Source organism: Reyranella sp. CPCC 100927 (assembly GCF_007859315.1).
Taxonomy (GTDB): domain Bacteria; phylum Pseudomonadota; class Alphaproteobacteria; order Reyranellales; family Reyranellaceae; genus Vineibacter.
This window is the reverse complement of record NZ_VOHA01000035.1, coordinates 45,725-57,397: the sequence shown is the minus strand read 5'-3', so window position 1 is coordinate 57,397 and position 11,673 is coordinate 45,725. Positions and strand designations below refer to the sequence as shown.

The window sequence follows — 11,673 nt, the reverse complement described above, 5'->3', positions numbered from 1 at the left end:
CAGGCACACGGGATGATCCGCTGCCGCGTCCCTGATCCGGCAGGCCTTTGTCGTGGCAGGAACGTTCGATGAGCCCGAGTCGGTTCCCCGTCCTTCCGGTTTCGGCGCACGGGTTTCGGCAATTTCCGCAACCTTTTCTGCGTCTCGCACGGGCTTCCGGCGCGCGAGAGCGCCGGGGCGTTTCTGTCGCTTTCTGTCGCTTTTCTGTCAGGTCAGGAAAACCCGCTCACACCTTGGAATCGCTGTCATGGAGCGATTCTGTCGTTTCTGTCACCGCTGTCGCGGCCACGGGTTTCGGCAATTTCCGCAACCTTCCCCGTATAGCGAAGGTGGCGCGCAGCGCCGGAAGGGGGATATTGCAGCCGCTTCGATGGTGCTGAAGAGAGGTGGGCTCTGTTTCCGATATCCCCCTTCCGCCCATCGACGTTCAAGATGTGTGAATCCGATAGCCCACCGCGCAAGGAAGAACACGGCGCTACTTCGGGTTGACGGCGATGACGCCAGGACACGGCTTGCCGGCAGCCTCGCAGACGGCGTCGACCACGGTCACATCAACGATATCAGGGCACTCCGCGCCCAGCGGCTGCGACAGATCCAGCTGTACCGTGAGATCGGCGGTCATGCCCGGCGGCACCGGGCGCTCGACGCCACCGCGATAGCGCGAGCGGAATTCGAGGGTCCGCGTCGCACCCGACTTCAGGGTGAACTCGAGCCCGACCTCGAGGTAGTCGACCACGACCGCGGTGTTGTTCACGGCCTTCAACGACGGCACACAGGACCCCAGAACCAGCTTGTCGACGCCGCGGGAAATCTCGATCCGGTCCTGGGCCCTGGCCGCGCCGCCGGCCGCCAGCACCGTCGTCAGCGCTGCCACGACGACGAACGCGCGCACGGCTAGGCGGTCTCCATGCGAAGCGAGCCGCTAGCGTCGCGACGGCGATCCAGCATCTGCAGGATGGCAGCCGCCGTTTCCTCGATCGACCGCCGCGTAACGTCGATGCTGGGCCAGCGGTTGCGGGCATAAAGACGCCGCGCGTTCTGCATCTCCTCCTGGACCTGCTCGAGATCCGTGTAGTCGGTCTCGGTGTCCTGCTGCAGCAGGTGCAGGCGGTTGCGGCGGATCTGCACCAGCCGCTCCGGGTCGGTCACCAGGCCCACGATCAACGGCCGCCGCACATCCTCCAGTTCATCCGGTGGCGGCACCTTGGGCACCAACGGCACGTTGGCGGCCTTGATGCCGCGGTTGGCGAGATAGACACAGGTCGGCGTCTTGGACGTCCGCGACGGTCCGACCAGGATGACATCGGCTTCATCCAGGTCGTGCGTCGACTGGCCGTCATCGTGCGCCAGGGTATAGTGCATGGCATCGATACGGCCGAAATATTCGTCGTCCAGCGCATGCTGGCGGCCCGGCCACATCGCCGTCTTGCTGTGAAAATGCACGCCCAGCGTGCTCATGACCTGGTCGAGGATGCCGACGCAGGGCAGGCCCAACCGCCGGCAATGCTCGCGCAGCCGATCCCGCAGTTCATGATCAACCAGGGTATAGAGCACCGGGCCGCGATTGACCTCGATCGCCTCGGACACCTTGTCGATCTGCGTCGGCGTGCGGATCAGCGACCACACGTGCTCGGTGGCAAACACGCCTTCGAACTGCACCAGGCAGGCGCGCGCCACGCTGGTCACCGTTTCCCCGGTGGAATCGGACACGAGATGCAGATGAAAATTGCGAGCACGGACTGGCATGCGGGTCTCCTGGCGCGGGACTCTACTCCACTGCCAACCGGGGAAAACACCAGCGTAACCGGTTCGGTGATCCCCGCAATCCCCGTTCGAACCCGTCTATCGCGTTTTGCTCCCGAAAGCCTGACGGAGAGCGCAGTGGCTTGCGCACCTGTGCGCGCACTTCACCCAGGCCCGGGAAAACGCCCCCTCTGTCTGTTCGACATCACCTTGTCCCCACGATTCACGATTCGCTGAGCCCCGCCTGTCCCGCGACGAGAGGTTTGAAATGTCGCACTTTTCCCGGGCCTGCGCAGGGTGCGCCGCGACCTGCCCCCAGGTAGCATGGCATGCGGAATCGATCCCCAGTGAGGCGGGGTCAGGAAGGCTTGGCGATTTGATCCACCGCACTCCCAGGCCCTTCTGTTTCTTCCACCTATCTTGATTCTCTTATTTAGATAAAGGAAGAGGCACAGACCTCATCGCGATCCAGGGACAGAACCAGGTGATATTGCGTGTGCTGAGAGGCGAGCGGGTCGCATCGCCGCCGATCTGGTTGATGCGACAAGCCGGCCGATACCTGCCGGAATATCGCGCCACGCGTGCCGCGGCGGGATCGTTCCTCGATCTTTGTTATGCGCCCGACCTTGCCACCGAGGTCACGCTGCAGCCGATCCGACGCTTCGGGTTCGATGCGGCCATCATCTTTTCCGACATCCTGGTCATCCCGCAGGCGCTGGGCCGCAAGCTGTGGTTCGAGGAAGGTGAAGGCCCCCGGCTCGAGCCGCTGACCGGGCCGGCCGACATTGCCGCGCTGGCGCCCGCCGGCGTCGAGCCGACCCTGCAGCCGGTCTACCAGGCGATCCGCCAGACGCGGGCCGCCCTGCCGGCGGAAACGGCCCTGATCGGCTTCTGCGGCGCGCCCTTCACGCTCGCCTGCTACATGATCGAAGGCGGCGGCAGCCGTGACTTCCTCAAGGTCAAGCAGTGGGCTTACGGCCATCCCGACAGTTTCCGCCGCCTGATCGATACCCTTGTCCAGGCCTGCATCGACCATCTCGATCTGCAGGTCCAGGCCGGCTGCGACGCGGTGCAGATCTTCGACAGCTGGGCCGGCATTTTGCCGGAAGAACAGCTTTTCCGCTGGTCGGTGCAGCCGATGCAGGCGATCGCGCGTGGGCTGAAGGCCCGTCACGCCGACGTGCCGGTGATCGCCTTTCCGCGTGGCGTTGGTCCGGCAGCGCTGATGTACCGCCGGCTGCCTGAGTTCGCGGCGTTGTCGATCGACACCACGATCGGCGCCCACTGGGCGGCGCAGGAACTGCAGCCGCACGTCGCCGTGCAGGGCAACCTCGATCCGGCCATGCTGATTGCCGGCGGCGAGACCATGGTGCACGAGGTCAAGCGGATCCTCGGCAAGCTCGCCGGCGGCCGCCATGTGTTCAATCTCGGCCATGGCATCCTGCCGCAAACCCCACCCGACAACGTCGCGCGCCTGGTCGAGATCGTGCGCGACTGGACCAGCCGGTGACATGAGCCGCATCGCCGTCGTTCTGTTCAACCTGGGTGGCCCGGACTCACCGGCGGCGGTCGAGCCGTTTCTGCGCAACCTGTTTGCCGACCCCGCCATCCTGCGGGTGCCCGGCTTGGTACGCCGCTTTCTGGCGCCGCTGATCGCCCGGCGCCGGGCGCCCACGGCACAGGCGATCTATGCCCAGATGGGCGGTCGCTCGCCGATCCTGCCGCAAACCCAGGCCCAGGCGGCGGCACTCGACGCCGCGCTGGCGGCGCGGTCGCCCGAACATGCTTTCCGGTCGTTCATTGCGATGCGCTACTGGCATCCGTTCAGCGCCGAGGCCGTCAGTGCGGTCAAGGCCTATGCGCCGGATCGCATCGTGCTGCTGCCGCTCTATCCGCAGATGTCGACGGCAACGTCGGAATCCTCGGTGATCGATTGGCGGCGATCGGCCCGGTCGGCCGGACTGGACGCGCCGACGCAGACCATCTGCTGCTATCCCGCGCAGGACGGCCTGATCGCGGCGGCCGCGGCCCTCATCCGGCACGCCTACGATCCGGCCGCGACCACGCGTCCCGTGCGCCTGCTGTTCTCGGCCCATGGGCTGCCCGAGAAGGTCATTCGCGCCGGCGATCCCTACCAGTGGCAGGTCGAACGCACGGCGCAAGCCATCGTCGAACGTCTGGCCATTCCCGGCTTGGACTGGGCGGTCTGCTACCAAAGCCGGGTCGGCCCGCTGAAATGGATCGGACCGTCGACCGACAGCGAAATCCGTCGGGCCGGCAACGACGGCAAGGCCGTGGTGCTATTCCCGATCGCATTCGTCTCGGAGCACTCCGAAACCCTGGTCGAGCTCGATATCGAATATCGCGAGTTGGCGCATCAGGCGGGCGTTGCCGACTATCGGCGGGTGGCGACGGTGGGTGTCACGACGGCATTCATCGATGGCCTGGCCGACCTGGTGCTGCACGCCGTGCGTGATCCGACGCGCGCCATCGGCAATGACGACAGCATGCCGGCGTGCCATGTCGAATTCAGTGCGTGTCCGAAACGGGCGGGTGCGGCCGCCGCCCTACGCTGGATCCCGGTGGGTGCGGGCTGATGCTCTACCTGGTGCTGAAATCGCTGCACATCATCGCCGTCATCGCCTGGATGGCAGGCATGCTCTATCTGCCGCGGCTGTTCGTCTATCACTGCGGTGCCGAAAAAGGGTCGGTGCAGTCCGAGACGTTCAAGGTCATGGAGCGCCGGCTGCTGCGCGCCATCATCAACCCGGCGATGGTGCTGACCTGGGTGATGGGGCTGTCGCTGGCATGGCTCAACGGCTACTGGCTGCAGGGCTGGTTCATCGCCAAGATCGTGCTGGTGCTGGCGATGTCGGCCGTGCACGGCCTGTTCTCACGGTGGCGCCGTGATTTCGACGCCGATCGCAACACGCGGTCGGCGCGCTTCTATCGCTTCTGGAACGAAGTGCCGACGTTGCTCATGATCGGTATCGTGTTCATCGTGGTGATCAAGCCATCCTGATCGTCGATCGCGCGACCGTCAGTGTCCGGGCTGTCGCGTCGAGACAGGCCATGGATCCCACGGGTACGGCCAGAGGATGGCTGCCGTGGCCCAGCGGCAATCCGCCGAGGATGGGAACACCAAGCGCTGCCAGGTGATCGCGCAGCAGGTCGATGAGGGACCAGCCGTCACTGGGTTTGAAATCGGTGAACTGACCGACCGCGACGCCCGCGAGCCCGGCCAGATGGCCGGCCTTGCGCAGCATGGTGAGCTGACGATCCACCTGGCCCACGTACATGTTGACGGCTTCGATCAGCAGGATGGCACCCCGCAGGTCGGGCAGTGCCCAGCCCGCCGCGGTCGCGATCATGGAGAGGTTGCCGCCGATCAGGGGCCCCGTGGCGCGGCCGTTCGTCGTGAGGGCCGCTGTCGGCTCCTCGTCGCGGCTCCTCAGCACGATGGCATCGTCTCGCATCAGCGCGCTCTTCAGTGCCGCCGCACTTTGAGGACTGAGACATCCCGGATCGTCGTCCATCAGCGCACCGTGAAGGCCGACCAATCGGCACTCTCGCCACAGGCTGAGATGCAGGATGGTGATGTCGCTGAAGCCGACCAGGAACTTCGGGTCGCGTCGCGCAGTCGCGAAATCAAGACGATCGGCAATGCGATACGAACCCTTGCCGCCGCGCGTCGCGAAGATGGCGCGAACCGTTGGGTCCCGCAGTGCCGCGTTGACGTCGGCCAGGCGCTGATCATCCGTGCCGGCGAGATAACCGTCTTTGTCGAAGGCGTGCTCACCGAAATCCACATCAAGGCCCCAGCTCCGCAACACGTGCGCGCGGTGGAGGACGGCCTCTCGCTCGGGCGTGCTGGCGGGCGATACGAAACGCACCTTGTCGCCCGCTTTCAGGCTGGGCGGCATGATCACCGGTTCGTGTGCGGGTTGAGCCGTCGATATCATTACGTGATTGTTCCACAGAACGTGCGGGGACAGTCGGTGGATAGACCCGTGCAAGCGTGCCTTGCGCCGCACCGTCTTCCGCCGCTGCAGCGGCATCGCTAGGATCGCGTCGCGATCGCAGGGAGACGGCATGACGACGGCCACCGCCGACTGGCGCGAGCAGATTTTCGATACGTTGAAGGCGCACGACATCCGGCAGGTCTACTACGTGCCGGACGCCGGTCATGCGACGCTGATCGAGGCGTGTCAGAACGCCAATTCCATGCGCGCCATCGTGCTCACCACCGAGGAAGAGGCGATGGCGGGCACCCTGGGTGCCTGGCTCGGCGGCGAGAAGAGCGTCACCCTGATGCAGTCCTCGGGTGTCGGCAACTGCATCAACATGCTGGGGCTCAGCAAGACGCTGCGTTACCCCATGCTGATGCTGATCACCATGCGCGGCGATTTCGGCGAGATGAATCCCTGGCAGAATTCGATGGGGCAGGCGACGCCCAAGGTGCTGGAGGCGACCGGTTGCATCGTCTTCTCCGTCGAGCGGCCGGAGGATGTGCAGCCGACGGTGAACGCCGCGGCCAACATGGCGTTCGAGGGCAACCAGGCCGTGGCCGTCCTGCTGCGCCAGAAGCTGATCGGCGCCAAGAGCTTCGGGAAGAAATAAGATGACGCTTCACCGCCGCGCCGTGGTCAGGGCGCTGATGCAGAATCCGACCGACGACCTGCTGGTGATCGCCGGCCTGGGTCAGTGCACCTGGGACATCACCGAGGCCGGCGACCGGCCGCAGAACCTGCCGCTGTGGGGTGGCATGGGCGGCGCAGTGATGATCGGGCTGGGCCTGGCGCTGGCGCAGCCGGACAAGCGTGTGCTGGTGATCACCGGCGATGGCGACATGCTGATGGGGCTGGGCTCGCTGGCGACCGTGGCGGCGCAACGTCCGGCCAATCTCGTCATCGTGGTGCTCGACAACGAGAAGTTCGGCGAGACCGGCAACCAGGCCACGCACACCGCCCCGGTCGCCGGCGGCCCGAGCGACCGCGGTGCCGGCACCGACCTGGCGGCGGTGGCGCGTGGTTGCGGAATCGCCGACAGTACCACCGTGACGCAGGAAGCCGACATCGCGGTCCTGGCGCGCGATGCGCGAACCAAGTCCGGGCCGATCTTCCGCAACGTCAAGGTGTTGGTCGAGACGCTGCCCAACACCATCGTGCCGCCCAAGGACGGCGCTTACCTGAAGGACCGCTTCCGGCAGGCCGTGGTGGGCGCTGCGTAGCGGCTGGCGGCATTTCCCATGTTTCCGCCGCGGCAATTGCGGCGGATAGTCAGGCGGTGTCCGCACCGTCCATCCTCCGACTGCTGATCCTGGCGCGCGCTGTGCGCGCCTTTGCCGACGGGCTGGTCAGCGTGCTGCTGCCGTTGCACCTGCTGCGGCTCGGGTACGATGCTTTCGATGTCGGCGTGATCGCGACCGCGACCCTGCTGGGCTCGGCGATGCTGACCCTGGCGGTGGGCCTGTGGTCGGCACGCCTGCCGCGGCGCGCCGTGCTGCTGGCCGGCTGCGGCCTGATGGTGGCTACCGGCCTGGCCTTCTTCAGCATCGAGGCCTTCTGGGCCCTGGTGCTGGCAGCGTTGATCGGCACGCTCAATCCGTCGGTGGGCGACGTCAGCCTGTTCCTGCCGGCCGAACAGGCACGCATGGCCGATCTGGCGGCGCCGGACCAGCGCACGGCGGTATTCGCGCGCTACGGTCTGTTCGCGACCCTGGCCGGTGCCGTCGGCACCCTGGCGGCCGAGGTTTTCGACCGGCTCGGCTGGCCGTTGGCACCGGCGTTCCTGAGCTATGTCGTGGCCGGCGTGATCCTGGCGGCCATCTATGTTCTCACGCTGCCGCGGGTCGAACCGGTCGCCGAAACGCCGCGGATCGGGTTGTCGCCGCAGGCGCGGCGACCGATCCTGGTGCTGACGGCGCTATTCTGCATCGATGCCTTTGGCGGCGGCTTCGTGCTGCAGTCCCTGATCGCCCTGTGGCTGTTCGATCGCTTCGGCTTCTCGCTGGCCGATGCCAGTCGCACCTTGTTCGTGATGGCCTTGCTGGGCGGTTTCTCGCAGTTGGCCGCACCCTGGGTGGCGCGCCGCATCGGCCTGGTGAACACCATGGTGTTCACCCATCTGCCGGCCAACCTGTTCCTGATGCTGGCGCCGTTCGCACCCAGCCTCGAAATCGCGCTGGCGCTGCTGTTCCTGCGCAGCGCGCTGTCGTCGATGGACGTGGCGCCGCGCACCGCCCTGGTGCTGTCGCTGGTGCCGCCGACGGAGCGCGCCGCGGCGACCAGCGTGACGGCGGTGCCGCGCGCCCTGGCCGCCGCCGGTGCGCCGATCATCGCCGGCTGGCTGCTGGCGTCATCGCCGTTCGGCTGGGCCGTCGTGGTGGGCGGCGGGTTGAAGGCCGGTTACGATGTGCTGCTGCTGCTCGTCGGCCGGCGGCTTGCCCGCGAGCGCGGTGCCGATGATGTCACATGACCGCCAACAGGAGACGATGATGGCCAAGCCCAAAGTGAAACCCAAGCCCGCCAACCCCAAGGTGTTCAAGAAGGGCCTCGAGATCCGCAAGGCCGTGCTGGGCAAGGAGTATGTCGAGAACTCCCTGGCCAACGCCGACGATTTCATGATGGCGTTCCAGGAGATCACGACCGAGTACTGCTGGGGCTATGTCTGGGGCCGCGACGGGATCTCCAAGAAGACGCGCAGCATGCTGAACCTGGCCATGCTGGCGGCGCTCAACCGCGGGCCCGAGCTGAAGCTGCACATCAACGGCGCGCTGACCAATGGCGTCACCAAGGAGGAAATGAAGGAGATCTTCCTGCAGGTCGGCATCTACTGCGGTATTCCGGCTTGCCTCGATGCCTTCAAGACGGCCAAGGACGTCTTCAAGGAACGCGGCGTCTAGTCAGCCATGAACGCGACCACGGCGATGCCGACCAGCATCGTGATCCGCTCGGCGCAGGTCCACGAGGCCGACGCGCTGACGGCACTGTGTCGGCGGTCCAAGCGTCACTGGGGCTACGACGACACCTTCATGGCACGCTCGGCGCTGTCATTGGCGGTGTCGGTCGATGCCATCGCCGAAGGTCGCGTGCTGGTTGCCCACGGCCCCGATCCGTCCACGGTCATCGGCATGGCCGAACTCAGCGCCATCGCCGGCGATGTGATCGAGCTCGACAAACTCTTCATCGATCCGCCGGCGATCGGTCGCGGTGTCGGCGCAGTGCTGTTCGGACACGCCGTGGCGCTGGCACGCGAGCGCGCGGCGCGCCGCATGGTGGTCCTGGCCGATCCCAACGCAGCGGTGTTCTACGAGAAGATGGGCGCCCGGTTCCTGCGCACGGCGCCGTCCGATGCGATTCCCGGCCGCCAGCTGCCGCTCTACACGCTGGACCTCGGGCCGCCGCCTAGGTCTTCAGCTGCGCCACATACTCCGCCTCGATCTTGATCGCGCGCTGCAGGGCCGGCCGCGCTTCCAGATGGGCGATGTAGGCCGTGAACTCGGGTCGGTTCGGTATCAGCTTGGCGCTGACGCCGAAGCGCACCATCGAGCCCAGGATGACGTCGGCTGCCGTGAACTGCGGGCCCAGCAGATAAGGGCCGCGACGCACAGCGCCGGCAATATTGTCGATGACGGACTCGTAACCACCCCAGCTCGCCTGGTAGGCCGAGACGTCCCACTTGTTGGCGCGTGCCATGACGGCGGGTTCGATATTGCTGGCGGCGTAGAACAGCCACGTCAGGTAGGCGGCGCGCTCCGGTGCGTCGGCTGCCGGCGCCAGCTTGGCGTCAGGAAAGCGATCGGCCAGGTAGGCGCAGATCGCTGCCGATTCCGCCACCGTGCGATCGCCGTCGCGCAGCGCCGGCACCTTGCCCGCCGGATTGATCGCCAGAAATTCCGGCCGCTTCTGCTCGCCCTTGCGGATATCGATCAGCCGCAAGGCGTAGGGTTCGTCCAGCTCCTCCAGCATCCAGAGCCCGCGCGAAGCGCGGGAGAACGGCGCATAGTAGAGGGTGAGCGGCCGGGCCATGACGGTGCTTTCGACAGATGGGATGAGGATGGGCGTATTCAAGACGGCGAAGGTGACGGAAGTATGGGCGTGCTGAAGCAGCCCGCATGGCAACGCGATCGGATCGTGATAGGATTTTCTTCCACTCGGTATCGGTTTGGAACCAAAGCCCATGCGCGCAGTCATGCAATTCAGCGTCACGCTACCCGATGAACTGGGACGCTTGGTCAAGGAAAAGGTTCGGTCAGGCGTTTACGCGTCTGAGAGTGAGGTTATCCGAGACGGTCTGCGGGCGCTGATGGCGCGTGATGTGGCGCAGGAGCAATGGCTGCGCACAGAAGGTGTCGCTCGATACGACGCCTCGGTTGCCGACCCCGCTCGGGCGCTGTCAGCGGACGAAGCTTGGTCAAGCCTTGAAGACCATATGAAGCACAGGCGGAAACAGGCGCGGTAGGTGGTGATCAATCACTACACGGTCACCTTCGATCCCACCGCGCTGCAGGATCTCCAACAGATCTATGACTATATCGGCAGGCACGCAGGCGCACGGACTGCGCGCACCTATGTACGCCGGATTTACGACCATTGCCTCGCCTTGCAGACATTCCCCGAGCGCGGCACGCGGCGAGATGATCTGCGGCCGGGATTGCGAACGCTGGGATTTGAGCGCCGTGCCACGATCGTTTTTCGTCTCGATCGGCGCCGCAAACGGGTTGTGATTCTGGCAGTTGCCTACGCGGGTCGTGATGTCGAAACGAAGATCCGGGGCGGCCGTCGCCGGACATGAGACCCAGGGTTCTTTCATGTGAAGATCGTGGGGAGTACCGTCAAGTTAACGACCAGAACGGTGGAGGATGACGTCATGACGATGAAGCGCAGGGGTTTGTTGGGGGGTGCGGCGGCGGTTGCCGGTGCGATGGCCATGCCGCCGGTGGTGCGGGCGCAGGCCTGGCCCGACAAGCCGATCACCTGGATCAATCCGTTCCCGGCCGGCGGCGGCACCGATGTGTTCGCCCGGCCGCTGGCGGCAAAGCTGACCGAGGCGCTGGGCCAGCAGGTGCTGATCGACAACAAGGGCGGCGCGGGCGGCACGGTGGGCGCGACCCAGGCGGCCAAGGCCAGGCCGGACGGCTACACCTTCTTCGTCGGCGCCATTCATCACACCATCGCACCCAGCGTGTACAAGAAACTGGAGTACGACCTGGAGAAGGACTTCGTGCCGATCACCATGGTGGCGCTGGTGCCACAGGTGGTGTCGATCCACCCCCAGCGCGTGCCGGTGAACACGCTCAAGGAGTTCCTCGACTACGCCAAGGCCAATCCCGGCAAGATCAACTATGCCTCGCCGGGTGCCGGCACGGCCCACCATCTGGCGGGTGAGCTGTTCCAGATCCAGACCAAGATCAAGCTGACGCATGTGCCGTTCCGCGGCGCCGGCCCCGCGATGCAGGATCTGCTGGCCGGGCAGGTCGACATGATGTTCGACGGCATGGGGACATCGGCACAGCCGATCCGGACCGGGCGCCTCAAGGGGCTGGCCGTGGCGACGCGGGAGCGGGTACAAGCATTCCCTGACATTCCCACCGCGCTGGAGCTGGGTATCCCCGGCTGGGAAGTCTCCAGCTGGTATGGCCTGTGGGCGATCAAGGGCACCCCCGAACCCATCATCGATCGCACGCACGCGGAACTCGTGAAGGCCCTGCAGCACCCGGATCTGCAGAAGATCTGGGCCGAGCAGTCGGCGCAGGCGGGTGGCGAGTCGCGCGCCGACTTCGCCAAGCGCATCCGCAGCGAGACCGAGAAATGGGCCAAGGTGAGCCAGGAAGCCGGCGTGAAGCTGGATTAGGGCGCTCTGTCATTCCGAGCGAAGCGAGGAATCTTCTGCGAATGGAGACTCCATGTCATGGAGATGTCTCGCTGC

General features: G+C 65.9%; 15 protein-coding genes. 11 read left to right on the top strand and 4 right to left on the bottom strand.

Annotated elements, in window-relative coordinates; all coding sequences use genetic code 11:
- Positions 1 to 475: 475 nt before the first annotated feature.
- Positions 476 to 892, bottom strand: a complete 417-nt coding sequence (locus tag FQU96_RS40015) for a hypothetical protein (RefSeq protein ID WP_146547027.1) — start codon at positions 890 to 892, stop codon at positions 476 to 478.
- A gap of 2 nt (positions 893 to 894) precedes the next feature.
- Positions 895 to 1,746, bottom strand: coding sequence for a pyruvate, water dikinase regulatory protein (locus FQU96_RS40010; RefSeq protein WP_146547026.1), 852 nt, complete (start codon positions 1,744 to 1,746; stop codon positions 895 to 897).
- A 463-nt stretch (positions 1,747 to 2,209) separates the two neighbouring features.
- Here FQU96_RS40010 and hemE point away from each other — a divergent pair, with 463 nt between their 5' ends.
- From hemE to hemJ, 3 genes are read left to right on the top strand one after another with little or no spacing between them, the layout of a single operon-like run.
- The gene (hemE, locus tag FQU96_RS40005) at positions 2,210 to 3,253 is read left to right on the top strand and encodes a uroporphyrinogen decarboxylase (RefSeq protein WP_146547025.1); all 1,044 of its coding nucleotides are present in this window, start codon (positions 2,210 to 2,212) and stop codon (positions 3,251 to 3,253) included.
- A gap of 1 nt (position 3,254) precedes the next feature.
- A complete protein-coding gene (hemH, locus tag FQU96_RS40000) occupies positions 3,255 to 4,340 on the top strand; it encodes a ferrochelatase (protein ID WP_146547024.1) in 1,086 nt (361 codons plus the stop codon).
- The gene (hemJ, locus tag FQU96_RS39995; RefSeq protein WP_146547023.1) at positions 4,340 to 4,765 is read left to right on the top strand and encodes a protoporphyrinogen oxidase HemJ; all 426 of its coding nucleotides are present in this window, start codon (positions 4,340 to 4,342) and stop codon (positions 4,763 to 4,765) included. The genes hemH and hemJ overlap by 1 nt, the downstream gene beginning before the upstream one ends.
- On the opposite strand, the gene FQU96_RS39990 is transcribed toward hemJ, so the two are convergent.
- Positions 4,752 to 5,666 (bottom strand): LD-carboxypeptidase, encoded by a 915-nt coding sequence (locus FQU96_RS39990; RefSeq protein ID WP_146547022.1) that lies wholly within the window; start codon positions 5,664 to 5,666, stop codon positions 4,752 to 4,754. The two genes, hemJ and FQU96_RS39990, sit on opposite strands and share 14 nt — an antisense overlap.
- 169 nt (positions 5,667 to 5,835) lie before the next feature.
- Between FQU96_RS39990 and FQU96_RS39985 the strand changes: the two genes are divergently transcribed.
- Genes FQU96_RS39985 through FQU96_RS39965 form a run of 5 tightly spaced genes read left to right on the top strand, consistent with a single transcriptional unit; the run spans position 5,836 to position 9,190 of the window.
- Positions 5,836 to 6,363, top strand: a complete 528-nt coding sequence (locus tag FQU96_RS39985; RefSeq protein WP_146547021.1) for a thiamine pyrophosphate-binding protein — start codon at positions 5,836 to 5,838, stop codon at positions 6,361 to 6,363.
- A 1-nt stretch (position 6,364) separates the two neighbouring features.
- On the top strand, positions 6,365 to 6,973 hold the full coding sequence (locus tag FQU96_RS39980) for a thiamine pyrophosphate-dependent enzyme (protein WP_146547020.1): 609 nt from the start codon (positions 6,365 to 6,367) through the stop codon (positions 6,971 to 6,973).
- A gap of 56 nt (positions 6,974 to 7,029) precedes the next feature.
- Positions 7,030 to 8,220, top strand: a complete 1,191-nt coding sequence (locus FQU96_RS39975; protein WP_255468858.1) for an MFS transporter — start codon at positions 7,030 to 7,032, stop codon at positions 8,218 to 8,220.
- Between the two features lie 19 nt (positions 8,221 to 8,239).
- Positions 8,240 to 8,647 carry a carboxymuconolactone decarboxylase family protein gene (locus FQU96_RS39970; RefSeq protein ID WP_146547019.1) on the top strand — a complete coding sequence of 136 codons (408 nt, stop codon included), beginning with the start codon at positions 8,240 to 8,242 and terminating at the stop codon, positions 8,645 to 8,647.
- Between the two features lie 6 nt (positions 8,648 to 8,653).
- The gene (locus FQU96_RS39965; protein ID WP_146547018.1) at positions 8,654 to 9,190 is read left to right on the top strand and encodes a GNAT family N-acetyltransferase; all 537 of its coding nucleotides are present in this window, start codon (positions 8,654 to 8,656) and stop codon (positions 9,188 to 9,190) included.
- Here FQU96_RS39965 and FQU96_RS39960 read toward each other — a convergent pair.
- Positions 9,150 to 9,773: a glutathione S-transferase family protein gene (locus tag FQU96_RS39960; protein ID WP_146547017.1), complete on the bottom strand. Its 624-nt coding sequence runs from the start codon at positions 9,771 to 9,773 to the stop codon at positions 9,150 to 9,152. The two genes, FQU96_RS39965 and FQU96_RS39960, sit on opposite strands and share 41 nt — an antisense overlap.
- 151 nt (positions 9,774 to 9,924) lie before the next feature.
- Here FQU96_RS39960 and FQU96_RS39955 point away from each other — a divergent pair, with 151 nt between their 5' ends.
- From FQU96_RS39955 to FQU96_RS39945, 3 genes are all read left to right on the top strand, one after another.
- Positions 9,925 to 10,206: a type II toxin-antitoxin system ParD family antitoxin gene (locus FQU96_RS39955; protein WP_146547016.1), complete on the top strand. Its 282-nt coding sequence runs from the start codon at positions 9,925 to 9,927 to the stop codon at positions 10,204 to 10,206.
- Positions 10,207 to 10,539, top strand: a complete 333-nt coding sequence (locus FQU96_RS39950; protein WP_255468857.1) for a type II toxin-antitoxin system RelE/ParE family toxin — start codon at positions 10,207 to 10,209, stop codon at positions 10,537 to 10,539. It abuts the gene before it with no gap.
- A 75-nt stretch (positions 10,540 to 10,614) separates the two neighbouring features.
- Positions 10,615 to 11,598 carry a tripartite tricarboxylate transporter substrate binding protein gene (locus tag FQU96_RS39945; protein ID WP_255468856.1) on the top strand — a complete coding sequence of 328 codons (984 nt, stop codon included), beginning with the start codon at positions 10,615 to 10,617 and terminating at the stop codon, positions 11,596 to 11,598.
- Positions 11,599 to 11,673: the final 75 nt, after the last annotated feature.

Coding starts and splice junctions, on each gene's coding strand:
- FQU96_RS39965 (WP_146547018.1), top strand. CDS start 8,654: ATGAACGCGACCACGGCGATGCCGACCAGCATCGTGATCCGCTCGGCG.
- FQU96_RS39955 (WP_146547016.1), top strand. CDS start 9,925: ATGCGCGCAGTCATGCAATTCAGCGTCACGCTACCCGATGAACTGGGA.
- FQU96_RS40010 (WP_146547026.1), bottom strand. CDS start 1,746: ATGCCAGTCCGTGCTCGCAATTTTCATCTGCATCTCGTGTCCGATTCC.
- FQU96_RS39990 (WP_146547022.1), bottom strand. CDS start 5,666: ATGCCGCCCAGCCTGAAAGCGGGCGACAAGGTGCGTTTCGTATCGCCC.
- FQU96_RS39985 (WP_146547021.1), top strand. CDS start 5,836: ATGACGACGGCCACCGCCGACTGGCGCGAGCAGATTTTCGATACGTTG.
- FQU96_RS39980 (WP_146547020.1), top strand. CDS start 6,365: ATGACGCTTCACCGCCGCGCCGTGGTCAGGGCGCTGATGCAGAATCCG.
- hemJ (WP_146547023.1), top strand. CDS start 4,340: ATGCTCTACCTGGTGCTGAAATCGCTGCACATCATCGCCGTCATCGCC.
- FQU96_RS39970 (WP_146547019.1), top strand. CDS start 8,240: ATGGCCAAGCCCAAAGTGAAACCCAAGCCCGCCAACCCCAAGGTGTTC.
- FQU96_RS39945 (WP_255468856.1), top strand. CDS start 10,615: ATGACGATGAAGCGCAGGGGTTTGTTGGGGGGTGCGGCGGCGGTTGCC.
- hemH (WP_146547024.1), top strand. CDS start 3,255: ATGAGCCGCATCGCCGTCGTTCTGTTCAACCTGGGTGGCCCGGACTCA.
- FQU96_RS39960 (WP_146547017.1), bottom strand. CDS start 9,773: ATGGCCCGGCCGCTCACCCTCTACTATGCGCCGTTCTCCCGCGCTTCG.